The following is a 22180-nucleotide window of genomic DNA, read 5'->3' as shown; positions in this document are numbered from 1 at the left end:
TTGATTTGCAAACCTATCAGTATTTGTTTGCTTTTTTAACGTCGATAAACGTAGGCGGCCTGTCTGCTTCAGCCTTGTTAATCAATTAGGATGTGAAGGAGCTTATCTCCGCCAAGGTTAAGTTGCGCCATTTCCCTACATCGATATCTAAGGCCAATGCGCCAATTTGCGCCCTGTGTAGAGCAACCACTTTATTGCCCACGGCGGCAAACATCCTTTTGACTTGATGAAACTTGCCTTCGGTGAGCGTGAGCAGCACGGTTTTTTCATCCACTTGCTGCAGTGTTGCTGGCAGAGTGAGGGCGGTTTCGCCCTGTAGATTTAGCCCTGCGGCAAACTTTGCGGCTATGGCTGCAGTCGCTTCGCTGTCGAGTGGATCTCGCAGTTGAACACGATAGATTTTTTCGCACTGATATTGAGGCGAGATAATATTAAACGACCAGCGGCCATCGTCAGTCAGTAGCACTAAGCCTGTGGTATCAGCATCTAGGCGGCCAACGATGTGCAGGTCAAATGCGCGATCGATATCGAGCAGATGAAATAGCGAAGGGTAGGCTCCATCCACATTTGAGCATAAGGTATTAGCAGGTTTGTGCAACATGATATAGCGAGATGGGCGTGGCGCTAGCGGCTTTCCATTAAGGCTGACAGTATTATTTTCATGCACTTGCATTGCGCAGTCTGTCACGATAGCGCCATTGACTGTGATTGAGCCGCTAAGAATGGCGACTCTTGCGGCTTTGCGATCAAGAACTGTGCTTTTACAGAGGAATTTATCGAGGCGCATAGTGAAATCTCAGGAAAAACAATCAGCACAGGTGTTTCAGTAAGCTGCATTATCGCGACTTAGGGAGGATAAGCAACTGCCCTGTCTGAATGTTAAAACTAAGCGTACTGATTTTTAACGTTATGACATTTGTGGAGCATCTTGCTGTTCGTTTTGTGTTGATTTGACCGCAGATGTTTTCTATTTGAGCCACTCGATGAGCATGTCGTTTATTAAGTGGCTGCTTATTGAGTCGCTGTGCAAGGTATTTTATGGGACTTGTTAAGGCGAGGAAAAACTTGGCTTTGTATTAATAAGTAATTGAGCAAAAATGTAAATACTGCTCAGAATACAGCATATGCCTAAATAAATGAGTAAGCCGAACTCCGTTTGGCCAAAACTGCTGGCAACTAATGGGCCTATCACTGACCCCACCGAATAGCTCAGCAGCATCACTTGAGTCGCTGAAACAATTTGGCTAGCAGGCAAGTCGTCACAAGCTAAGCTGATTGCAATCGGGTAAAGGGCAAAAGCGCTGGCGCCAAGCAAGAGAAATCCAATAATCAGCGTCATATTTGAATGCTGAGTGAGCAGCAATAATGCTGCGACACCCAGTAGGCAAAAGCTTACTATCAAGCCACTTTTATTAACTCGAGGAGATAAATAACTGACTAAAGGTTGTACTAGCATGCCACCCACTATGATGAGGGCCATAAATTGTCCTGTTTGCTGATCAAGCCCCATATCCAGTGCCACATAGATGGGAAGTAAACCATAGATAGGGCCAAGCAATAATCCAGAGACTAAACATCCCATAATGGCAGGCTGACTTAGGTTTTTTAGCGCAGACAATGACATTGATTGTTGTTCGCTTACCTGAGGTTGACCGCGTTTTACCAGTAGTGCGGGTAAACTTGCCGCGGCTAATAATCCCATGATCACTAGGTAAGGTAGATTGCCCTTTGTACCTAAATAATCAATGGCTAATTGTCCTAAGGCAGTGCCTCCATAAAGCGCTGTCATATAAAGTCCAAGCCGCTTAGCGCGTTGCTTTTGGGTATCGGCCATTAATAGCCATGATTCAACCACCACAAAAATCCCTGCTACCGCAAATCCCGCTATAAGTCGAGAGGCTAACCAGACTCCACTTTTGGGGATTAATATCATAGCGACAACGCTGCAAAGAAGGATATTCAAAAAAAGGATAAAGGCTTTACTGTGGCCGATACGGGCAACAACAGGAGCAATACAAGGCGCCCCCAGTAATAAACCTAAATAAAAAATACTGGCCAGTAATGGAGCAAGTGAGGTGCTGAGTTCGAAAAAAGTGAGCGACAGTGGGATCAAACTCATCAAGTAGCCTGACGCTAAAGCAAATAGACTGAGTCCTGCCACAGGAACAAAAAGCCCTGGTTTTTGATTGGGTTGAGCTAACAGCATATTTTCCACAAGTGGTACCAAACAGGTAAAAAAATAAACAGGAGGCGGGGTTGCGGTCGCGACTTTAGGCTGGATCGCTGACAGGGTAAAGTGAGTTAGATTGACTGTGGTGGTGAATAATATTTGTGTTTACTATTCATGTAGATATTGGGTTTTCTATGTTGCCTTGTTGCAATACGTTTGTGTTGGTCGCTTGCTGTTCACTGCGTCGCCGTTTTAGTGCACATTCAACGATACCTAGATTCGATTTAGCGCTACACACATTCAATTTTGTGCCAAATTTGGGGAATAATACCTAATCCTACCAATGATCAGAAGGTATGATTAATTAGTTGATTATCATCTTGGTAGAAAGTGTGGCGTGATCTATATCTCAGTTTTAAACATTAATTAAATTACAACGTGGGCAAGGTTTTGTTCGATCTTTGTCCGTTTGAAATTTTAAAACAAAGGTGTCGATCAGAATTTGGTGATTATTGCCGCTAATCGGCCGTTTGTGCGTGCTAGCTCAGCAATAAATGTTGTTGCCAAGTGATAAAATTACAAAATAAACCGCTTTGCCAAGTGTGATCTATGCCCTAAATTTGCGTCAAAATAAAATGGTATTAAGGTTGTAACCATGTCTTTAACAGATTCAAGTACTGCTCCACCTAATAAAGCTCCCGTCAGCGAGGGGCTCGATAAGAAAAAAATGCTGATCCTAGTGGCTGATATTGTGCTGTTATTTGCACTTTATTACGGTTTACCTTTTGAACAAGGGGTGAATACTGGGCTGGCCATTTTGTTCTTTGCAGCGATTCTTTGGCTGACCGAAGCGATTCATATCAGTATCACTGCGATTCTCGTTCCTATACTCGCCGTATTCTTTGGGGTGTTTGAAACCAAGGAGGCAATGAGTAACTTTGCCAATCCCATCATTTACTTATTCTTTGGTGGTTTCGTATTGGCTGCGGCCTTGCACCATCAAAAGATTGATACCCTCATAGCGCAAAAGCTGCTGCTAGCCTCTAAGGGCAAACTCAGTATCGCCTGTTTGATGCTGTTTGGAGTAACTGCGTTGCTATCGATGTGGATCAGCAATACCGCGACCACGGCGATGATGTTGCCATTGGCACTCGGGATTTTGCAGCAGCTCGACCGCGAAAAATACCACAGCACCTATGTATTCCTTCTGCTCGGGATTGCCTATTCGGCCAACATAGGTGGTATCGGTACTTTAGTGGGTAGCCCACCGAATGCGATTGCTGCGGCTCAAGTGGGCTTAAGTTTTAGTGATTGGCTGAAGTTTGGTATTCCAACCGTTATCCTCATGCTACCTATGATGTTGATTGCCTTGTATTGGTATTTTAAGCCTGATCTTTCTGCCAAATTCGATGTGAATGTTGAAGCTCAGAAGCTGACATTTCAGGGGAAATTTACTCTGCTTATCTTCCTGACTACCGTATGTTGCTGGATTTTCAGTGTGCCGTTAGCCAAGGCATTAGGTGGCATCACTCAGTTTGATACCATAGTCGCCTTAGGGGCCGTCGTTTTACTCTCGGGCTTAGGTTTGGTCGGCTGGAAGAAAATTGAATCGACCACAGATTGGGGCGTACTCATATTGTTTGGTGGCGGTTTAACACTGAGCGCAGTACTAAAAACGACTGGCACCAGCGTATTTTTAGCTCACTGGATGACAGATATTTTCGGTAGCACTCACATGTCGTTGTTCGTTTTTGCTGTGATTGCTTTTGTGGTGATGTTGACTGAATTTGCCAGTAACACCGCCAGCGCTGCACTGTTAGTGCCTGTATTTGCTGCGATTGCTGAGGCATTAGGCATATCGCCTGTAATGTTATCTGTACTGATTGGTATTGCAGCTTCTTGCGCCTTTATGCTGCCGGTGGCGACACCGCCCAATGCTATCGTTTATGGTTCTGGCCATATCAAGCAATCGGAAATGGTGCGAGTGGGTATGATCATCAACTTTATCAGTATGATAGTCTTGGGTATTATCGCTCATACCTTCTGGGATATTTAACACTGACATAGTTCATGGAAACTTTGTGTTTTAACGTTGCCGCTATAATAGTATTCGCCTTATGAAGAGCATAGGGCGGATACGCATTTTGTTTTTAGCTGAGTCGTCGTACCGAGTTTTTGGGCTTAGTGTCAGGCTTAGTGTTTCGAAGTTTACTCTCTGCTTATGTTTTGCACTTAATTTGAGGTTAAGTTGCGACTAAAAGTATTTGCGCTATAAATTGCTTGATGTTGATAACGTAGATAAAAGATTTCTTTTACGTTGATGATATCAATCTGTTCAATGTCATTTTTATATAATACGGGAGTGGTATCGCCTTCAGTGACAGTAACGGCTTGTAAAATAATAGGCTTATCTGTCATGGCAAAAAACACTTCTGCTTGCTGTAAATTCTCGGAAAGATAAACATAAGCTGTCTGCGGCTCGGCAGAATTATGATCACTGCGAGTAAAGGTTATCCCTTGCTCGAATGGGCGAATGTATTGCTGAGTTTCATCGTTCCAAGTCCCTCCTTTGTCGAGACAAGTATCAATTGTGAGATATTGTTGTAAACCCCATCCTGTTACCACTAGCAAGAGCACTGCGCCCAGTAAGAACATTGCTTTTTTCAATTTTCGTTACCTTTACAAATTAGCTCGGCTGAGTGTTTGTATCTTAGCTCAACCCCGTTATTTATAGGCATTTAACCATTGGTTTAACGCTGAGGAGGGCAAAGCTCCGGCTTGCTGGACGAGTATGTGGCCTTGTTTAAAAATCATTAAGGTTGGAATAGATCGAATATTAAATTGAGCCGCGAGGGCTTGCTGTTCTTCAGTATTGATTTTACCGAAGCGAAATTGAGGCTCCCATGTCTTAGCTGCTGCAGAAAATATGGGCGCAAAACTTTTACAGGGCCCACACCAGCTGGCCCAAAAGTCAACGACTAGGGGAAGCTCTGATTTATTAGCATGGTTGGCAAAGTTTGCGCTATTGAGTTCAATTGGCGCAGCCGTAAAGACACTGAGCTTACATTTACCGCAAGTGGGTTGTTGGTTTAAACGCTCATCGGGAACGCGGTTTAACGTATCGCAATGGGGGCAGGCAATAATCATGGCAAAGCTCCAAAATAAAACGTTTATACGACTTATATATTGGGCTAACCGACAGTAATTTAAAGGGCGAGTGATGATGTTATCGCCCATGATGACCTTATTATTAAGGATTAAGCAGTGAACCAAGCTGCAGAAATGTTTAGATTGCGCCGACAAGCCCGCTCTTCGGTGATAAAATCCTGCGCAAAGTTGAATATCACGCCCTAAGTGCGAACAAGAAAAGAGAATGAAGATATGACTGAATTAGAAGTAATCGAGCTGCAAGTGGGCGAAGGAAAAGAAGCGGTAAAAGGCGCACTGATCACCACCCAATATCGTGGATTTTTGCAGGATGGTACCCAATTCGATTCATCCTATGATCGTGGTCAGGCGTTTCAATGTGTAATTGGTACTGGCCGTGTGATTAAAGGCTGGGATCAAGGTATTATGGGGATGAAAGTCGGTGGCAAACGTAAGTTGTTAGTCCCAGCTCACTTAGCCTATGGCGAGCGCCAAGTGGGGGCACATATCAAACCAAATTCTGATCTCACCTTTGAGATCGAATTGCTCGAAGTGCTGACTCGCGACTAAGCGTGACAGGACTGCGAGAGTCTGTGTAAGCTCGATTGAGCCAATATGATTCTGGCTCATCTTGCACTCCTCGCTATGTTGCTTCGGCATAGGGTGATTTACACTAGACTCAATTTTCCCACTTAAAGGAAAGAGATTTGTCGTGGCTTCGGATACTGCAGCAGAGTTAATTGCGCAACTTCAGGCTGAGATCGCTCAGCTAAAAAGTGAAAACGCTCATTTAGCAGCGTTGAATTATCGTGCCGAAGAAAAACTCTTTGCGGCCCTCGATGGTAATGGTTTATGTCTATGGGAACAGCATATTCCAAGCGGAAATTTAACCATATTTAACATGCGCTGGGGCGAAATGCTCGGGTTTAGTCCTGAAGAGTTTGCTGCCCATGTTGATATCTGGAAAAGTAAATTACACCCCGAAGATAAAGAATGGGTGATAAAAGCCTTTGAAGATCATGTGAATGGTCAAGCCGATTACTATCAAGCAGTTCACAGAATGCTACACAAAGATGGCAGCATAACCTGGGTGTCCGATCGTGGACGTATTGTCGAGCGCTTAGCTGATGGAACACCACTGCGAATGATGGGCAGCCATATCGATATTACTCAAGAAAAGCGCTACGAAATAGATTTAGCCCGCTTAGCCCACAGTGATCCACTCACCAACTTAATGAATCGCCAAGCTATTGCCAAAGTATTCGATGAATCCTCGCAACCAGGTATTCGCGGAGCGTTATTTTTTATCGACCTTGATGGTTTTAAAGCGTTAAATGACCGTCACGGACACAAGTTTGGTGACAGCCTGTTGATGCACGTTGCGCATACTTTGGTATCTCACGCCGGTGAATTCGCGCAGATCGCACGGTTAGGTGGCGACGAGTTTGTGATATTACTGCCGTCATTTGATCGTGAATCTTTAGGGGCGCTCGCACAATCATTGCTCGATGTTTATAGAGATAAATTCCTGCTAGAAGGTTGTGAAGTAGAGGTAGGCCTGAGTATCGGTATTGATATATTTGGCTATGGTGATAGTTTTGCCGAGAGTTGTGATCGCGCGGATGCCGCCATGTATCGCGTGAAACACCAAGGAAAGCATGGATATTGTTTTTATCAGTCGTCGGAATAATGATCCAAGCCTGCAGATCTTAGTCATACTTAATTTATATTTGATTACAGTGCCTTATTCGAACAAAAAACCACCTTTAATGGTGGTTTTTTGTTTTTAGCTTTTTAAGCTTAGTGTCATCAGCTTATGGAGTTACAAAATTAAATGGTTGATGGCAACTGACACAATAGTTTTCAGATTTTTTGTGTACATGGTGGCACTTACTGCAATCAGTTTCTGTGTCGAAGTGGCGATTTTTATGGGGATTGGTTGGTTTTACATCCGCCGTTTTTTCCGCTAATTTCTTAGTGTTGTGGCATTGTACACACTTGAGCATAGGGACGGCTTGTCGTTCTTCTGCACCATGGCAGCTGGCACATTTAAGCCCTTTCGCCATATGAGTTTGATCGAGTAAAGCACTCTCTTTAGCGAACGCGCTGCCAGCGAAAATACCCAAAATAATAGCCAATATAATCGTTAAGTTTTTCATTGTCTGATCCCATTATTCATTTCACCGGATGCCAAAATGTGAGGCATCCATTATTGATGACTATGTGTTCTATAGTTTTGCTACATATTTGCCCGCTAAATAGCCGAAGGTGTAGCAGCGACCTAAAGACAAGCCAAATACCGTTAATGGGTAGTCAACGCCACCATAGAAACCTGCGCCTAGGTTACCAACAATGAATAAACCTGGAATTTCCTTACCATCGGCATCAAGTACTTGGTGGTTGTCGTTAACGAGAATTCCTGAACATAAAGTAGAAATACGCATACGACGGTGAATACCGTAAAACGGTGGTTTGAGCACTGGTATCATTTTGCTTCTAGGTTTACCGAAGTCCTCATCTTTGCCTTTTTTGCACAGTTCGTTATAACGGTTAACGTTGGCAACAAAGGTTTTTGGATCGCACTCCAGCTTCACGGCCAACTCTTCTAATGTGTTAGCTGAATGGGTGTTGATCAAAGAGGGATATACCCCTTTTTTCTCACCTGGAACTTCAGGCATATAGACTTTAAGCTCTTCAGGAGAATAGAGGTGGCCAGGCCAATCCTTCGCTTGCGTCATATAGTCAGAATCAAATACTTGGGAGTAATGCCCCGCATTCTGCTCATCTTTCAAGTAGTTATTCATTAGAGACATTTCCACCTTCTCATTCACAAAGCGCTCACCTTTACGGTTTACCGCTAAGAATGGCATGTCACACATGGACGCCGGACCTGCATCGAAGTCGTGCAACATTTTGGTATGTCCAACAGGTTCGATAACGCCGCCCGCCCAATAGGCCATAGCAAAACCGTCACCGGTACGATCCATTTGTTTACGTTCAAAGTTTTTCAGTTCGGGGATGAAGAAGTCACACATGGCTTTGTTATTTTGATAGTCGCCAGAGGACAGAATGACACCTTTCTTCGCCATGTATTTGTGGTACTTACCATCACGAGTTTGAGCAATGACGCCGATGACTTTTCCTGACTCATCCTGGATTAATTGTTGTGCAGGAGTATTAAAGAAAAACTTAACGCCTGCTTTTTCTGCTGTTTTAGCTAATGCGCGCATAGCATCACCCGTGGTGTAGGGTTTAGGGCCGCAGAAAGAAGTGATAAAATTTAAACGGTCATCAGTATCAGCAATTCCGCGAATACCGTGCTGCACTTTAGTGCCTTGGTCAACAATCTGGCCGCCACCTTGTTTAACTCTATCGATAACCCAAGTGACAGCTTCACCTGAATTGTAAGCCCATTGCTTAAGAAGACCGGGATGTGAACGGTGCGCATTATCCGCCATTAAACGGCTAACTAAAGCTTCAATTGCTGATTTATCACTGTTTTTCAGGTCAATTCCTGAACCAGTGTTTCCTTGAGAGACAGGGATGGCTTGCTTTTGTAAACACGCAACGGTTGCACCACTTTCTCTGGCTGATAGAGCCGCAGGCACACCAGAAGCTCCTGCACCGACGACAACAACATCAAAGGTTTGGGTTGTTGCAATATCTTTATCAGCAATAGGTTTTGGCTTAGGTAGAAAATTAAGCGTTGCGCCGCCAATTTCGCCATATTCAGTGCCAACTTGAAGGGGGGCCGCACTCGCTGAAGCAATACCAAGACTTGCAAAGGCTAAGCCACCACTTCCCACTGCAGCTCGAGTTAGGAAACTTCTTCGAGATATACCATTTTGCAGGACGCTAGCAGTGTATTGATCGATTTCTTTCGGTTTCTGTGAATGCTCTTTACTCATTTTGATACTCCTTGGGTCCTCATTGCTAAGGTCGATATGACATCGTTAGCAACGACAATGGATCTGGCCATAACCGCATGTGATTTGTTTGCTTTAAAAACTAGAAGTGCAGTTGTGTGAAAGTGATTAAATTCTCATTCATTAACAACATACGTTTAAATGTATGACATATGATAATAAACCAAAAGAGGTATTAATTACATCTTTGCAGTGCTTCACAAAATGCTGGAGTTTTGAGCTGTTAATATGATTATTCTTTTTGAAACAAGCTAATGTAGGACTTTCTTTATTAAATAATGCAGTGAATTTTTTGAGGAAGATGTATTTCTTAAATACAGTGATCAAAATAAAATATGTGTTGTTAAGCTATTTCACTACATATATTTAGTGTTCTAGGTTTACGGGAGTTAATTGTGGTAACGAGGCGTTAGAGTCATCGTTATTTACGCATCCGCTAAATAAGACACATGAAATAGCCATGGCTGGAATAATTAAGAAATTATTTTTTCCATTTTTGATCTCAATAATTAAGTCAACGCATTCACCGCAACATTTAAATGGATTGAGAATTTTGCAGTGTAAAAACCGGGTGTATCCAACAAGGCTGATACACCCATATAAGTTTTGGTGCAGGGGAGTTGTATTTGTGACTATTTACCTAAAATAAATTTATAAGTGACATATAAACGCAGATCGTCAAGATCTTCAGCTTGATCAAAATCGACCATGGCATAACGCGCCTTAAGACCTAGGCCCGATAACATGCCTGAAAATTTATAGGCGATTGAAAAGTTTGTTTCATTAAAATCTGACGCAGTCCCCTCTGGCACATCGTACTGCCCATAAAAGGCATAGGCTTCTAATCCACTCGCCCCTAATTTTTCAAAGTCATAGGCCAGCTTTAACGCGTTGACCTCTTCATTCGCCCGTGCAGATTGATATACCTGTTGAATGACCACTTTTTCATCGCCCCATGGGGTCAGCACTGTGTCATCCCCGGTTTTGGCGTACATATAAGTGAGATCTGCCCCCGCCAATTTGGCGCCAAGATGAAAGCCATATTGATAGGTATCGAGTGGGCCGCCGGTTTCATCACCTATTGCCTGTTGAGTTAAATAGGAAGGTGTTAAGTACAAATTCGTTGGACCAACATCAGCGGCTAATTTCACTTTGGCATAGGTTTGATTGAAAACATCTTCCATGCTGTAGTGCCAAAGATGGGCTTCAGTTTGGACTGTTTTAAAGGGCAATTGATATTTAGCACCTAGGGCATAAACTGGGTTATCGGCAACATCTGCCACAATACCCGCTCTTGCTAATTCGCTTTGTACCGCCTCTTTTACGGATACGAAGCTATTATCAGACCACCCCATGGAATCTGTAATATAGAGTGCTGATAACGTTAGATTGTCAACACTCTTATTTTCTGCTGAAAAGCCGCGAAAAGTTCGTGGGATCGCACGAATGTCATGGGGATTCATCATTGGTGTGCGCAGTTCTTGTGCACCTAATTTGAATTGAGTATCCCACCAATTACCTTGGACAAAGTACTCCTGTAAACGGTTGACGTTGTCATGGTCGCCAGCGGCATCGCGAGCAACTAGGCCGTAGACATCATCTGAATCATTGGTCCAAATGGGATTTGCAGATGCGAAGCTGGTCCCAAAACTGAGGCCATTCACTTTTGCGGTATTGTAATAAAACAGTCCGCCAAATGACGTATCGTGTTTAGTGTTCGTCGTATTATCAAAGTCACGGGTAAAATCGAATAAGCGTAATTCCCCTTTTAACGTACCTTGGCTAAACATTTGATCAATGCTGGTATCTGCTGTAGCTGGAATCGCTAGCGTAGATAGCACAAGCAAAGATAAATAAGATTTTTTCATCATCATCTTCCCTATTATTAGTAAGCCCTGATCAGAATTGTCTGAGCTAGTTAAAGAAATTATGTTTAACATTCTCAGGTTAAATGTATGACGTATGACTAATGTCGACAACGAAGTTAGGATGAATATGAGAAACTAGTTACGAAATTCGCACAGATGTTACTTGGATCAACAAATGTGAATGTTTTTTAATCACTAATGTAGGAAAGATGAGAGTACTTTTTCTGCGTTAATGCGGTTTTATGCTAGTATGGCGACACTAAGCATATTTGGGATAATCAAGTGCATATCTTCAAGCCAATTAAGCAGATAAGAGCATCGAGTGAAGTCGGGCAGCAACTGAAAAATGCTATTTTAGATGGCGAATATAAGGCTGGCGATAAATTACCCTCTGAGCGCGAATTAATAGAATTATTTCAAGTTAGTCGCACTGTGGTGAGAGAGGCGATCAAGAGCCTCGAAGCAGGTGGATTAGTGGAGATTCGCCAAGGTGCAACAGGCGGCGCATTTGTTAAGCACTTAACCTTTGAACGTTTAAGTGATGCTTGCCAAGATTTATTTCTAATGGGGAAACTTTCTCTTCCTGAACTGTGTCAAGCACGCATGCTGATTGAGCCGCAAGTGGCTAGAATGGCTGCTAAAAATTGCACTCCAGAGCAAGCTAAAGCTTTGCAAGAGGCGAATCGTCATGAAAGTGACTCATTGGCTTATCCCGAAACTGTCATATTGCGATCTCAAGTACATTATTTGCTCGCTGAAATGTCTGGAAATCGCTTTTTAGAAGCGATCGTAAAATCCTTGTTGGTTTTATTAAGTAATCAAACGACTAAGTTTCAGCCACCGACTGATGAAATTCATCCTTTAGGTTTGCATGATGTCATTGTCGAAGCGGTTATCGCAAAAGATGGGGCGAAAGCTGAGGCCGAAATGTTTGCACACCTTGAGGATTTTAATCAGCGCCTAATAGAAATTGAGCGTAAATATATGGATAAACACGGTTAAGGCAAAGAGCCGCAACCCCAAAGTTCAACCGCGGCTGTTTGTTTGTTGGGTACGCCAATCCAATGACTCATGGCTTGGCATTGCACTTTTCCTGAGATTGGAGTGAAGCAAAGTTCAAAATCCCCTGCTTCGGGCGTGCGACCTAAGCGCAACACTGGCAAAATGGGCAGCTTGGGCTGATAATGCCAGCTGCCATTTTTAAAATAAGCATCATCTGGGATTTCCATTCCTGCACCCGTACCTTTCACTCTTGCTTCGACCAACACTAATCCTTGTGGGGTGACGTTATAGTCTTCCTCCCAGCGAATTTTTTCTATGCTATGGTTCCATGCCAAGGTGAAGTTGTCTGTGGGCACTTGGGCCCACAGTGTGCCCGCTAGGCCTAAACACAGGCCTAGCATCTGTTTACCTTCAAAGACTGATTAACGACCAATAATCTCAAAAGCTTATCCTTGCTCTGCGAGACGTTTGAGTTTGCGTGCTCGCCAGCTGTGTTGCACGATAAATAGCAGCGCGAGCCCAAAGCCAATTTCATCACTCAACGGCGTAGCAAGAATTAAGCTCGCACCCGCAAGGAAGCCGATAACGCGTTCCCACCAGTAGAGTTTTTGTAATAGATATCCGGTAAAGATGACGCCCCAAATACCAATACCCACAGTCGCTTTTAGCAAGACAAACCCTGTAGCTAACCAGCTATCACCTTGAAGCATCAAAGCGGGATCGTAAACCGCCATAAAGGGGATCACAAAACCTGCAATGGCGATACGGATTGCCCAAAGGCTGATCTTAAGACCAGATTCCTTCGCGATTGGCGCTGCGGCAAAACAGGCTAAGGCAACGGGAGGCGTGAGATCGGCCATGATGCCGAAATAAAATACAAACATATGCGACACAATCAGTGGCACACCGAGGTCGAGTAATGCGGGAGCGGCAATCGAGCTAGTAATAATGTAGTTAGGGATTGTGGGGATCCCCATGCCGAGTACTAGGCAAGTGACCATAGTTAACACGAGTGATAAGAACAAGTTATCTTGGCCAACGGCAAGAATATAGCTCGCGAAGGTTGAGGCAATTCCTGTTAGTGACACTATGCCGATAATCACACCGACTAAAGCGCAGGCGATACCCACAGGCACGGCATGACGGGCGCCTTCTACCAGTGCATGCAAGCAGATGGTGAGAGTATCTCTGCCACCTTTAATAAACCAACAAATGGCGACTAATAAGGCGATAACCCCAAATACTACCCCGATCCCGAGTTGGAAGAAGCCAGCGCATAGGATGCCAAGGGCAATCCAAAAGGCAATGCGCATTGCCATTGAGGAAAGCCGCAGTACTATGGCTGAGCCTAAAATTACTATCGATGTGAGGGCGAGTCCTACCATGCCTGAGAACAGCGGCGTTCTACCCGAAAACAGCAAGTAGACTAAAATAAACAAGGGGATAAGGAGATACCAACGCTCTTTAATTGCCGCCCATGGATTAGGGCACTGATCTTTAGGCAGACCACAGAGATTGGCGCGTTTGGCTTCTAAATGAACCATCCAAAATACGGAGCAGAAATAAAGTAGCGCAGGGATCAATGCCGCTTTGGCTATCTCGATAAAGGGGACGTTAATGGTTTCGGCCATGATAAAGGCCACCGCGCCCATGATCGGCGGCATGATTTGGCTGCCCATACTCGATGTTGCCTCTACCCCGCCGGCGAAGGCTGGGCGATAACCGAATCGTTTCATGAGTGGAATGGTAAATTGGCCCGTTGTGACCACGTTGGCAACACCTGATCCTGTAATCGTCCCCATCAATGCCGATGATACTACCGCAACTTTTGCTGGACCGCCGAGCTTGTGGCCAAATAATCCCATGGCAAAGTCGGTAAATAAACGGATCATTCCGGCTTGTTCTAAAAAGGAGCCGAAGAGAATAAACAGGAATATATACGTCGCCGACACATAGGTTGGTGTGCCGTATAACCCTTCGGTACCGAAGGCTAATTGATTGATGATCTGATCGAATCCATAGCCGCGGTGCATTAAGTCACCGGGTAAATATTGGCCAAATAAGCCATACATCAAAAAGATGCTACAGATGATAGGTAGTGCCCAGCCCATGACTCGGCGCGCTGCTTCAAACACTAATACGATCAAAGTGATACCTATCACTATATCCGCATCGGTCAGATCGCCTGAACGTTGAATTAAGTCGGCTTCGAAATACCACTGATAAGCCGCTGTGGCCATACCAGCTAGACCGAGTAGCCAAGCGAGTGGCTGCCAAGGCTGAGATTTTCCTCTAGCGGGATAACTTAAAAAAACCACTAACAGTAAAAAGCCCACATGGGTGGCACGCAGTACTTGAGTCGAGACGGGATGAAAAGCGGCAGTGATGATTTGAAAAATAGAAAAAATTAAGGCTGTATAAAATAGAGCCTTGGGCCAATCGCCAGTATTTGCGCTGAGACCTTGTTGGGGATCACTCATATTATGCCTCACAGCATTAGACTACAGAGATGATATAAACGAGATGCCGTTATTCAACGGCATCTCAATTGCTTAGTTTGGAATAGGATGCACAGATATCAGTAAAACTTAGAGTGCACCAACTTCTTTGTAATAACGTTCTGCACCTGGGTGCAGTGGTATTGGCAGATTTTTCGTCGCTTTATCTACGCTGATGGTCTTCGCGGCGGAGTGCGCGTTACCGAGTCGGTCTAAGTGCTCGAACATGAGTTTTGTCATCTGATAGGCTAAATCATCCGATACACCGCTTTGAGTCACCAGTAAATTTTGAATGGCGACGGTAGAAACGTCGGTGGTTTGGCCTTCATAGGTCGATGCTGGGATCACGCCATGTTGATAGGCGGGATTGTTAATCTTAGCGATCACATCTTCTGGAATTTCAACAAAGTTGATTGCCATAGTCGCAGCTAAGTCACGGATAGCAGCCATGCCGAGACCGGAAGATTGTAAAGTGGCGTCTAATTGACGATTTTTGATTAGCTCAACGGATTCGGCATAGGGTAAAAACTCGACTTTCCCCATGTCTTCGTAGCTTAAACCCGCAGCCTTGAAAATCGATCTGGCATTGAGTTCTGTCCCTGATTTAGGGGCACCCACTGAGATGCGTTTTCCCTTTAAATCGGCCAAGGTTTTAATACCAGACTCTTTATTGGCGACGATTTGAATGTAGTTAGGATAAGCCGAGGCAAGTACTCGGATTTTATCCAGCGGCGTTTTAAAGCCTGCATCAATATCACCTTGATATGCTGCTGCGACTGAATCACCTAAAGCGAACGCTAATTCACCACGACCCGCTTGCAATAAATTGAGGTTTTCTACTGAGGCTTTAGTTGCTTGAACTGAGGTTTTAGAACCTTCGATTCCTGTGCCGTAGAGTTGCGACAGCGCAACGCCAATAGGGTAATACACACCACTGGTGCCGCCTGTGAGAATGTTGATAAAGGCGGGGGCAGCAGCCATAGCGGCAGCACTGAGTGTGAGAGTCACTGCTGCGCCGACGGCGACAAAACGTTTTTTGATTTTCATTATGAAATATCCTTATTTTTTATAGTGTTATGTAGGGTCTTTCGAGCGGTAAATACCGTAATCAGCTCAATATAACTACATAAAACCTGGAAAAGGTCAATTAGGCTATAGTCGATAGCTGCTACTTTTGTATCACAAAACTGAGATCTGAGACTGTTTTGAGCAAGGTTGTATTGTGAGGTAAAACTTGGTTGGTTCAATGAAGCGGGCAATAAAAAGGGCTAACCTAAGTTAACCCTATTTGTGTTATTAGAGGACAAACCTCCTAATAACAAGACACTATTTAGTGTTATCTAAGAAACCTTTAGTTGCGTTTTTCGCATGTTTTGCTGCTCTTTTCTCTTTAGGAGACATCAGCGGTTGTTTCTTCGATTCTTTACGGTTTTTTTGCTCTTTACTCATATAAAACTCCATGTACTCTTTGGTTATTCATCAGGCTAATCATGTAAGCCGTACTTAATTGAACCTATTCCATGACGTCCTGATTGAAGCGAAATTTTTATCTCGAATTACAACATTTTAAATTACAAATATCTAAAATCATTGATAATTATCTGTGAATTTATTTGCCTCAATGAGCGATTACAGCAAAATAATCTTATCACCGAATTCCGTACCATGATCCATCTATCACTTAGAATAATTAATGCTAATGCTAGCGTTAACCTGTATAAGAAATATGCGAACAAGGACACAGTACCTCTATTTTCGTCATTGTTTGTGGTTTTAGTGGGCCCTAATTGGAGGCTTAACTAAGTACCATATGCCTAACGTCGGCTCGATTTACCTAACATGCCACCTAATATACCGCGCAAAATTTGTTTACCTAATTGGCTGCCAACCGTGCGTGCCGCTTGTTTTGACAAGGTTTCCGCTAACCCTTGGCGGCGCTTATTACCAAAAATAAGTTCACTGAACCAACCTTGCTCCTCAGCTTTTTGACCCGATTGAACATCACTTGCTGTGGATGTGGTGTCGCTGGTGGCGTTACCAACTCGTCTTTGGTTAAGGCGTTCATAGGCCGATTCGCGGTTGATTAACTGATCGTATTTACCTCCAATCGGGCTTTGGGCACGGACTTGTTGTAACTCTTCACTTGTGGCGGGTCCCATGCGGCAACGTGGCGGTGCGATGAGCGCGCACTCGACCATAGTTGGCACGCCTTTGTCGGCTAACATAGACACTAAGGCTTCACCTACAGCGAGCTGGGATATGACGTCGCTAACAACCAGTTTGGGGTTAGGCACAAAGGTTTCTGCGGCGGTTTTGACCGCCTTTTGATCCCTTGGCGTGTAAGCTAGCAGGGCATGTTGAATACGATTGCCTAATTGTCCGAGAATTTCGTTTGGGACATCATCAGGAAATTGCGAGCAAAAATAAACGCCTACGCCTTTTGAGCGAATTAGGCGCATGATCTGTTCGACGCGTTTTAATAGACTCGGTGGGCAACCCTCAAAGAGTAAATGCGCCTCATCGATAAAAAACACTAACTTAGGTTTTTCGGGATCGCCGACTTCGGGCAGATTCTCAAATAATTCTGAGAGTAGCCAGAGTAAAAAACTTGAATATAAACGGGGTGTTAAAATCAGTTTGTTTGCTGCTAATAAATTGATAATGCCGCGTCCTTGCAAATTAGTGCGCATTAAATCTTCAAGCTGTAACGCGGGTTCACCAAAAAAGTCTTTGCCACCATCGCGCTCTAATCCTAGTACCGAGCGTTGAATCGCTGCGAGGGATTGGGCGCTGATTAAACCATATTTGGCGGAGATTTCTTTGCGTTCCTCGGCAACTAAGGCCAGCATGGCCCGCAGATCATCTAAGTCGAGCAGTAATAACCCTTGGTCGTCCGCTAGTTGAAAGACTATGTCTAAAATACCGCTCTGGGTGTCATTCAATTCTAAAATTCGGCCGAGTAAGGTTGGGCCCATTTCGCTGATGGTGGTACGCAGCGGGTGGCCTTGAACGCCCGCTAAATCCCATAACACTACAGGATTGGCTTCGTTGTGATAATCCTCAATGCCAATTTGAGTTGCCCTTTGTAATAGCTTTTCACTTGGAGTGCCGGCCATAGCTAGACCCGAGATATCGCCTTTAACGTCTGTGATAAAAACTGGCACGCCTTGGCGTGAAAAACCTTCGGCAATACTCATCAGCGACACGGTTTTGCCTGTCCCTGTGGCACCGGCAATTAACCCATGGCGATTGGCATACTTAAGATTTAAGTGAACCTGTTGTTCACCTTTTCCTATTAATAGCGTATTCAAAGGCATTCCTTAATGTTAACGGTAGGGCTTATATTGGAATCGTTGCAGCATCCTTATTTTAGCCACTGTGTATTTAATCCACTTTAGTGTCGTCGTTCATGCGTATAAAAATTCATCATTGAGTGTTGGCCTTAGCGTAATTTATGTCAACATGGGGCCTGAATAAGCTTGATATCACTTAGCAAAAATGTGTGATTGGCAATATGGGCGTTACCTATGAATGAGGTGTGTTATTTGGGTCATTCACTGAGGCGTGCTTGATGGTGAAATTCCCTTTGATTATGCTGCTCTTGTTCTTTACTGTGCTGACATCTGCCTGCACCGAATGAGTCTGTGGTGCAAGAACCTGTGTTGAATCTTATGAGCCTATGCGAGATAAACAGCGCTGTGTTGCTGAGGTGGATAAAAACCTTTATTTGTATGAAAAACTAAAAGCAGTCGAAGAAAAGCAACGGCTGAAAATGGCCAAAGAACAAGCCACTCAAAAATCGTTAATGTAGAAAGGATATCTATGAAAGGTGCGGGCGGAACACAGGGCGGGACGGGACAATTTTTTATGGGTCTTGCCATGATGTGTGGCGGATTTTATTTATTGTTCAATGCAATACAGGTGAGCTCTAGTTTTGGACTGGGCTATGGCTTATATCGAGTGAATGCCTTTGGGCAAGGCATGTCGATTACCACAGGCATGGTGATGCTGCCGTTTATTATCGGCATTGTGATGGTGTTTTTTGACGCTAAGAGTAAGTTAGCTTGGCTGTTGAGTCTAGGTTCGCTTACGGCCTTGGTTGTGGGGGTTATCAGCTCGATTCAATTCCACTTTAAATCTATGTCGGCCTTTGAACTTATCGTGATCCTCGTTTTGGCCTTTGGTGGTTTAGGGTTGTTTTTACGCTCACTGAAAGACGCGCCAACAAGCGATACACAAGCGAAATAACCACTAGACTCTTAATCACTAGGCTTTTAACCACTAGTCGCTAGAGTGCAAATACGAAATCAGAGCTGTGCATCTAAGCGGCTCAAATAGCGATTTAACGAACGGTTTAACGAGAGTTTTTAACTACTGAGTGAAGGAATGCGATGCGCTGGCGTGACACTGACAGAAGCTCCAATATCGAAGACAGACGCGGCCAGCAAATGGCATCTGCGGGTGTGCCGAGTGCCTTGTTACTCAGGTTCTTGCCCTTTTTGCTGAGAACTAAACTTGGCCGCGTGGTGTTGCTCATCGGCGGCATTTATATTGCTTTTCAGTATTTTACCGGTGGTCTGTCACTCGACCCGAGCGCTCAATCTCATCTTAGCCAATCTCAATCTAGTTCAACAACAGCGGTACAGGATGAAAATGCCCAGTTTGTGGCGGCCATTTTAGGCACCACAGAAACCGTTTGGGGTCAGTTGCTCAAAGGGCAATATCGAGAGCCTAAGTTAGTGCTTTATCGCAATATGACCTCCACTGGCTGCGGTATGGGACAGGCGCAGTCTGGGCCTTTTTATTGTCCGGCCGATAGCAAAGTATATATCGATCTTAGCTTTCTTGATGAGCTTAAAACCTTAGGCGCGCCCGGTGATTTTGCCTTTGCTTACGTGATTGCTCACGAGGTGGGCCACCATGTGCAAAATCTACTGGGCACTAGCACTAAGGTGCGCCAAGCCCAGCAATCTGGCAGTAAAGTGCAGGCGAATCAATTGAGTGTCGCACTTGAATTGCAGGCTGATTGCTACGCAGGGATTTGGGGGCATTATGTCAATCAACAACTTAACTTACTTGAAGCGGGCGATTTAGCGGAAGGTATTGCCGCTGCCAGTGCTGTGGGTGACGATCGTCTGCAAAAGATGGCGGGTCGCGCCGTACAGCCCGATGCTTTTACCCACGGCAGTTCGGCGCAGCGGGTGAAATGATTTAAGACAGGGTTTGATTCGGGTAATCTCGCCAGTTGTAATACCTTTGCGGCGAAGTGATTTTGTTTGATATCTCAAATACGTACCGAACAGAAATGCAAGGATAACTGAGTGGCCTTTAACGATACCTTTAGATTGAGCAGCCACGCGGTTATCACTAATGCGAAGGGACAAGTGCTGTTGCTTAAGGCCAATTATGGTAATTTTGCTTGGGGTTTGCCCGGTGGCGCACTTGAGCCCGGTGAAACGATTCACGAGGCCTTGGTGCGCGAATGCCAAGAGGAATTAGGCTTAAGTGTGCAGGTTAACTATTTGAGCGGCGTGTATTATCACAGCGCCTATCAATCCCAAGCCTTTATTTTTCGTTGTGAACTGCTATTGCCTGATGGGCCTGATGTGGCAAAAAATGTGGCAGAAGGTGAGCCATTGCCGATCCAATTAAGCCACGAACATTCAGAGTTTGCCTTCCACGATATCGACACCCTTAGCGCAGTTCAGCAGCAAAGAATTAAAGATTGCCTCAATTTCAACGGGGTTGTCATGAGCGCAAAGTTTTAATGCTTTACTGGCAAACCGCCGGCCGTTAATCGGCTTGGGTTTGCGCGAGCAAGGTTTCTAAGCAATGTTCCTTGATCCCGTAATAGGCTTTGATGTCAGCAATTTGCGCGAGGATTGCGGCGCTGTCTTTCTGATTATTTTGTGGCTTTTTAACGGCCAAAATCATCTTATTTTTATTGGTATGTTCTAGGCTGATAAATTCAAACACCTTAGTCGCATAACCGTTGGCTTCCAAAAATAGCGCACGTAATGAATCCGTCACCATTTCAGCCTGTTGGCCCATGTGCACCCCATATTGCAGCATAGGTTTAAACAATTCTGGGCTGTGCATCTGCGGTCGAATTTGTTTATGGCAGCAAGGCGAACACATGATGATGTCGGCATTGGCGCGAATACCATAATGAATCGCATAGTCAGTGGCGATATCGCAGGCGTGCAGGGCGATCATCACATCGGTTTGCTTAGGCGCATGGGTTCTCACATCGCCGCAGACAAACGACAATCCTTGATGATCCAGCGTTGCCGCGGTTTCATTACATAAATCGGCCAAGGCTTGGCGTAATTCCACCCCAGTCACCTGCGCATCATTGTGAAGGCTGTGGCGCAGGTAGTCATGGATTGCAAAGGTGAGATAACCTTTACCTGAACCAAAATCGACCACATTGATCGGTTGGTCATTCTTGTGGGGTGAGGCTTCGAGCGCTTGGCTGAAAACCTCAATAAACTTATTGATTTGCTTCCATTTGCGCGACATCGCAGGGATAAGATTATGTTGGCTATCCGTCACCCCTAGCTTGGTCAGGAAGGGACGTTCGATATCCACAAAACGCTTTTTCTCACGGTCATGTTCTAACGGCGCCGCGACGGCTTGTTTAACGTTATGTGTGCTGATTTGGACTTTGCCTTTTTTGCTGATCTCAAGCTGAACTTCTGCCTCTGCCGTAGCTAAGTGCGCGCTCTTAAAATCGCTACCGAGTAACTGTTTTATGCTGGCTAAGCCTTCGTCATAACTTAGGTTTTTAGTGATGTGATTCGTCTGGTGTTGGTACACAAACGACAGCACAGGTTCATTCTGCAAACTGATCGGCCGAATCGTAATGCGCTGCAGGCTTTTATCTGCCCCTCGGTACTTACTCAACAATAGTTTGATCAGACTATTCTTCGCCAAGCTGTCAGCCAAAAGCTGGTAAAAATCATCAAAAGAATTAAGCGCTGAATGGGACATTATTGTTTCCGAAAAAGTAACCAAGAAAAACAGGGTGAGTATTCTAACCGCGATCCGCCGCTACCTAAAGTTATTCTCACCGAGAAGGGGGTTTGGGGCAGAGCTCCGCTGCTGATCTATCTGTTGAAATTCGTAATCTCGTGTAGGTTTTTGGCAAGCGGGATTTTGTCCCAACTCTTGTTTGAATTATTTAATCAAAGTCAAAGTCAACGTCAACGTCGTGGGACTTCACCCCACACCCGACCAAGGAGGACTGCTCGTCCTATCCTCCTTGGATGCTCCATGACGCCCCCAACGGAGTTGAAAGCCCCTTGTGCTCATTGCCAAATTTGCTATCGCTTCCGAAGGATGCGTCCCTGCACCTGCGAAAGCTAGCTCGCCATATATGGACCCATCCGGTTTGCAAGACATTCGATAGCGATTATGAGAAGAGTTCATTGCACCCATATATTCGGCCTGTTATTGAGGTATGCCTCTGGCCCTGATGGATATCTGCTTCTACTGTCCTTATCATCCTTGCGGCTTCATTATGAGCCTATGGCGAGCTAAGGTTTTCAGTAGATCAGTCTGACTACT

The 22180-nt window shown here is 44.6% G+C and carries 21 protein-coding genes; 8 read left to right on the top strand and 13 right to left on the bottom strand.

Annotated elements, in window-relative coordinates:
- Window positions 1-85: 85 nt before the first annotated feature.
- Both L5L98_RS21130 and L5L98_RS21125 read right to left on the bottom strand, forming a co-directional pair.
- Window positions 86-787: a pseudouridine synthase gene (locus tag L5L98_RS21130; protein WP_263143354.1), complete on the bottom strand. Its 702-nt coding sequence runs from the start codon at window positions 785-787 to the stop codon at window positions 86-88.
- Between the two features lie 261 nt (window positions 788-1048).
- Entirely contained in the window at window positions 1049-2206 is a 1158-nt protein-coding gene (locus tag L5L98_RS21125; protein WP_411569214.1) for an MFS transporter, read from the bottom strand.
- Between the two features lie 619 nt (window positions 2207-2825).
- Between L5L98_RS21125 and L5L98_RS21120 the strand changes: the two genes are divergently transcribed.
- Window positions 2826-4226: a DASS family sodium-coupled anion symporter gene (locus L5L98_RS21120; RefSeq protein ID WP_168827785.1), complete on the top strand. Its 1401-nt coding sequence runs from the start codon at window positions 2826-2828 to the stop codon at window positions 4224-4226.
- Between the two features lie 176 nt (window positions 4227-4402).
- Here L5L98_RS21120 and L5L98_RS21115 read toward each other — a convergent pair whose 3' ends face one another.
- Complete coding sequence (locus tag L5L98_RS21115; RefSeq protein WP_263143348.1) at window positions 4403-4837, bottom strand: hypothetical protein; 435 nt, start codon at window positions 4835-4837, stop codon at window positions 4403-4405.
- Between the two features lie 57 nt (window positions 4838-4894).
- A complete protein-coding gene (gene trxC / locus L5L98_RS21110) occupies window positions 4895-5317 on the bottom strand; it encodes a thioredoxin TrxC (protein WP_263143345.1) in 423 nt (140 codons plus the stop codon).
- A 234-nt stretch (window positions 5318-5551) separates the two neighbouring features.
- Here trxC and L5L98_RS21105 point away from each other — a divergent pair, with 234 nt between their 5' ends.
- On the top strand, window positions 5552-5887 hold the full coding sequence (locus tag L5L98_RS21105; RefSeq protein ID WP_263143341.1) for an FKBP-type peptidyl-prolyl cis-trans isomerase: 336 nt from the start codon (window positions 5552-5554) through the stop codon (window positions 5885-5887).
- Window positions 5888-6029: 142 nt separating this feature from the next.
- A complete protein-coding gene (locus tag L5L98_RS21100; protein ID WP_113939238.1) occupies window positions 6030-7007 on the top strand; it encodes a sensor domain-containing diguanylate cyclase in 978 nt (325 codons plus the stop codon).
- Between the two features lie 124 nt (window positions 7008-7131).
- Here L5L98_RS21100 and L5L98_RS21095 read toward each other — a convergent pair whose 3' ends face one another.
- From L5L98_RS21095 to L5L98_RS21085, 3 genes are all read right to left on the bottom strand, one after another.
- Window positions 7132-7476 carry a cytochrome c3 family protein gene (locus L5L98_RS21095; RefSeq protein ID WP_263143338.1) on the bottom strand — a complete coding sequence of 115 codons (345 nt, stop codon included), beginning with the start codon at window positions 7474-7476 and terminating at the stop codon, window positions 7132-7134.
- A 69-nt stretch (window positions 7477-7545) separates the two neighbouring features.
- Complete coding sequence (locus L5L98_RS21090; protein WP_263143336.1) at window positions 7546-9225, bottom strand: FAD-binding protein; 1680 nt, start codon at window positions 9223-9225, stop codon at window positions 7546-7548.
- Window positions 9226-9875: 650 nt separating this feature from the next.
- A complete protein-coding gene (locus L5L98_RS21085) occupies window positions 9876-11114 on the bottom strand; it encodes an OprD family porin (protein ID WP_263143335.1) in 1239 nt (412 codons plus the stop codon).
- A 279-nt stretch (window positions 11115-11393) separates the two neighbouring features.
- On the opposite strand from L5L98_RS21085, the gene L5L98_RS21080 reads away from it, so the two are divergent.
- Window positions 11394-12113, top strand: coding sequence for a FadR/GntR family transcriptional regulator (locus L5L98_RS21080; RefSeq protein ID WP_263143332.1), 720 nt, complete (start codon window positions 11394-11396; stop codon window positions 12111-12113).
- Here L5L98_RS21080 and L5L98_RS21075 read toward each other — a convergent pair.
- From L5L98_RS21075 to L5L98_RS21055, 5 genes are all read right to left on the bottom strand, one after another.
- Window positions 12110-12514: a DUF1850 domain-containing protein gene (locus tag L5L98_RS21075; RefSeq protein ID WP_263143330.1), complete on the bottom strand. Its 405-nt coding sequence runs from the start codon at window positions 12512-12514 to the stop codon at window positions 12110-12112. The genes L5L98_RS21080 and L5L98_RS21075 overlap by 4 nt on opposite strands.
- Before the next feature lie 45 nt (window positions 12515-12559).
- A complete protein-coding gene (locus tag L5L98_RS21070) occupies window positions 12560-14593 on the bottom strand; it encodes a TRAP transporter permease (RefSeq protein ID WP_131524216.1) in 2034 nt (677 codons plus the stop codon).
- Between the two features lie 108 nt (window positions 14594-14701).
- On the bottom strand, window positions 14702-15658 hold the full coding sequence (locus L5L98_RS21065) for a TAXI family TRAP transporter solute-binding subunit (protein ID WP_105250372.1): 957 nt from the start codon (window positions 15656-15658) through the stop codon (window positions 14702-14704).
- 279 nt (window positions 15659-15937) lie between these two features.
- Window positions 15938-16060 (bottom strand): hypothetical protein, encoded by a 123-nt coding sequence (locus tag L5L98_RS21060; RefSeq protein WP_105250371.1) that lies wholly within the window; start codon window positions 16058-16060, stop codon window positions 15938-15940.
- A gap of 365 nt (window positions 16061-16425) precedes the next feature.
- Window positions 16426-17922 carry a DUF853 domain-containing protein gene (locus L5L98_RS21055; RefSeq protein WP_263143326.1) on the bottom strand — a complete coding sequence of 499 codons (1497 nt, stop codon included), beginning with the start codon at window positions 17920-17922 and terminating at the stop codon, window positions 16426-16428.
- Window positions 17923-18290: 368 nt separating this feature from the next.
- On the opposite strand from L5L98_RS21055, the gene L5L98_RS21050 reads away from it, so the two are divergent.
- The 4 genes from L5L98_RS21050 to L5L98_RS21035 all read left to right on the top strand — a co-directional run bounded on the left by L5L98_RS21050 (window position 18291) and on the right by L5L98_RS21035 (window position 20379).
- Window positions 18291-18422, top strand: a complete 132-nt coding sequence (locus tag L5L98_RS21050) for a hypothetical protein (RefSeq protein ID WP_263143323.1) — start codon at window positions 18291-18293, stop codon at window positions 18420-18422.
- An 11-nt stretch (window positions 18423-18433) separates the two neighbouring features.
- Window positions 18434-18859 carry a hypothetical protein gene (locus tag L5L98_RS21045; RefSeq protein ID WP_107949438.1) on the top strand — a complete coding sequence of 142 codons (426 nt, stop codon included), beginning with the start codon at window positions 18434-18436 and terminating at the stop codon, window positions 18857-18859.
- A 143-nt stretch (window positions 18860-19002) separates the two neighbouring features.
- On the top strand, window positions 19003-19821 hold the full coding sequence (locus L5L98_RS21040; protein ID WP_263143320.1) for a neutral zinc metallopeptidase: 819 nt from the start codon (window positions 19003-19005) through the stop codon (window positions 19819-19821).
- A gap of 111 nt (window positions 19822-19932) precedes the next feature.
- Window positions 19933-20379 carry an NUDIX hydrolase gene (locus L5L98_RS21035; protein ID WP_263143318.1) on the top strand — a complete coding sequence of 149 codons (447 nt, stop codon included), beginning with the start codon at window positions 19933-19935 and terminating at the stop codon, window positions 20377-20379.
- A 25-nt stretch (window positions 20380-20404) separates the two neighbouring features.
- Here L5L98_RS21035 and L5L98_RS21030 read toward each other — a convergent pair whose 3' ends face one another.
- Window positions 20405-21604, bottom strand: coding sequence for a class I SAM-dependent methyltransferase (locus tag L5L98_RS21030; protein WP_263143316.1), 1200 nt, complete (start codon window positions 21602-21604; stop codon window positions 20405-20407).
- Window positions 21605-22180: the final 576 nt, after the last annotated feature.

The organism is Shewanella sp. SM23, from assembly GCF_025654295.1.
Classification (GTDB): Bacteria; Pseudomonadota; Gammaproteobacteria; order Enterobacterales; family Shewanellaceae; genus Shewanella; species Shewanella oncorhynchi.
The sequence above is the reverse complement of the archived record's forward strand: the minus strand, read 5'-3'. Positions and strand labels throughout refer to the sequence as shown.

What these genes read in the sequence shown, in the direction of transcription:
- L5L98_RS21050 (WP_263143323.1), top strand. Translation starts at nt 18,291, where the DNA reads ATGCGAGATAAACAGCGCTGTGTTGCTGAGGTGGATAAAAACCTTTAT.
- L5L98_RS21070 (WP_131524216.1), bottom strand. Translation starts at nt 14,593, where the DNA reads ATGAGTGATCCCCAACAAGGTCTCAGCGCAAATACTGGCGATTGGCCC.
- L5L98_RS21105 (WP_263143341.1), top strand. Translation starts at nt 5,552, where the DNA reads ATGACTGAATTAGAAGTAATCGAGCTGCAAGTGGGCGAAGGAAAAGAA.
- L5L98_RS21030 (WP_263143316.1), bottom strand. Translation starts at nt 21,604, where the DNA reads ATGTCCCATTCAGCGCTTAATTCTTTTGATGATTTTTACCAGCTTTTG.
- L5L98_RS21120 (WP_168827785.1), top strand. Translation starts at nt 2,826, where the DNA reads ATGTCTTTAACAGATTCAAGTACTGCTCCACCTAATAAAGCTCCCGTC.
- L5L98_RS21095 (WP_263143338.1), bottom strand. Translation starts at nt 7,476, where the DNA reads ATGAAAAACTTAACGATTATATTGGCTATTATTTTGGGTATTTTCGCT.
- L5L98_RS21065 (WP_105250372.1), bottom strand. Translation starts at nt 15,658, where the DNA reads ATGAAAATCAAAAAACGTTTTGTCGCCGTCGGCGCAGCAGTGACTCTC.
- L5L98_RS21090 (WP_263143336.1), bottom strand. Translation starts at nt 9,225, where the DNA reads ATGAGTAAAGAGCATTCACAGAAACCGAAAGAAATCGATCAATACACT.
- L5L98_RS21075 (WP_263143330.1), bottom strand. Translation starts at nt 12,514, where the DNA reads ATGCTAGGCCTGTGTTTAGGCCTAGCGGGCACACTGTGGGCCCAAGTG.
- L5L98_RS21060 (WP_105250371.1), bottom strand. Translation starts at nt 16,060, where the DNA reads ATGAGTAAAGAGCAAAAAAACCGTAAAGAATCGAAGAAACAACCGCTG.
- trxC (WP_263143345.1), bottom strand. Translation starts at nt 5,317, where the DNA reads ATGATTATTGCCTGCCCCCATTGCGATACGTTAAACCGCGTTCCCGAT.
- L5L98_RS21040 (WP_263143320.1), top strand. Translation starts at nt 19,003, where the DNA reads ATGCGCTGGCGTGACACTGACAGAAGCTCCAATATCGAAGACAGACGC.
- L5L98_RS21045 (WP_107949438.1), top strand. Translation starts at nt 18,434, where the DNA reads ATGAAAGGTGCGGGCGGAACACAGGGCGGGACGGGACAATTTTTTATG.
- L5L98_RS21130 (WP_263143354.1), bottom strand. Translation starts at nt 787, where the DNA reads ATGCGCCTCGATAAATTCCTCTGTAAAAGCACAGTTCTTGATCGCAAA.
- L5L98_RS21125 (WP_411569214.1), bottom strand. Translation starts at nt 2,206, where the DNA reads ATGCTGTTAGCTCAACCCAATCAAAAACCAGGGCTTTTTGTTCCTGTG.
- L5L98_RS21085 (WP_263143335.1), bottom strand. Translation starts at nt 11,114, where the DNA reads ATGATGAAAAAATCTTATTTATCTTTGCTTGTGCTATCTACGCTAGCG.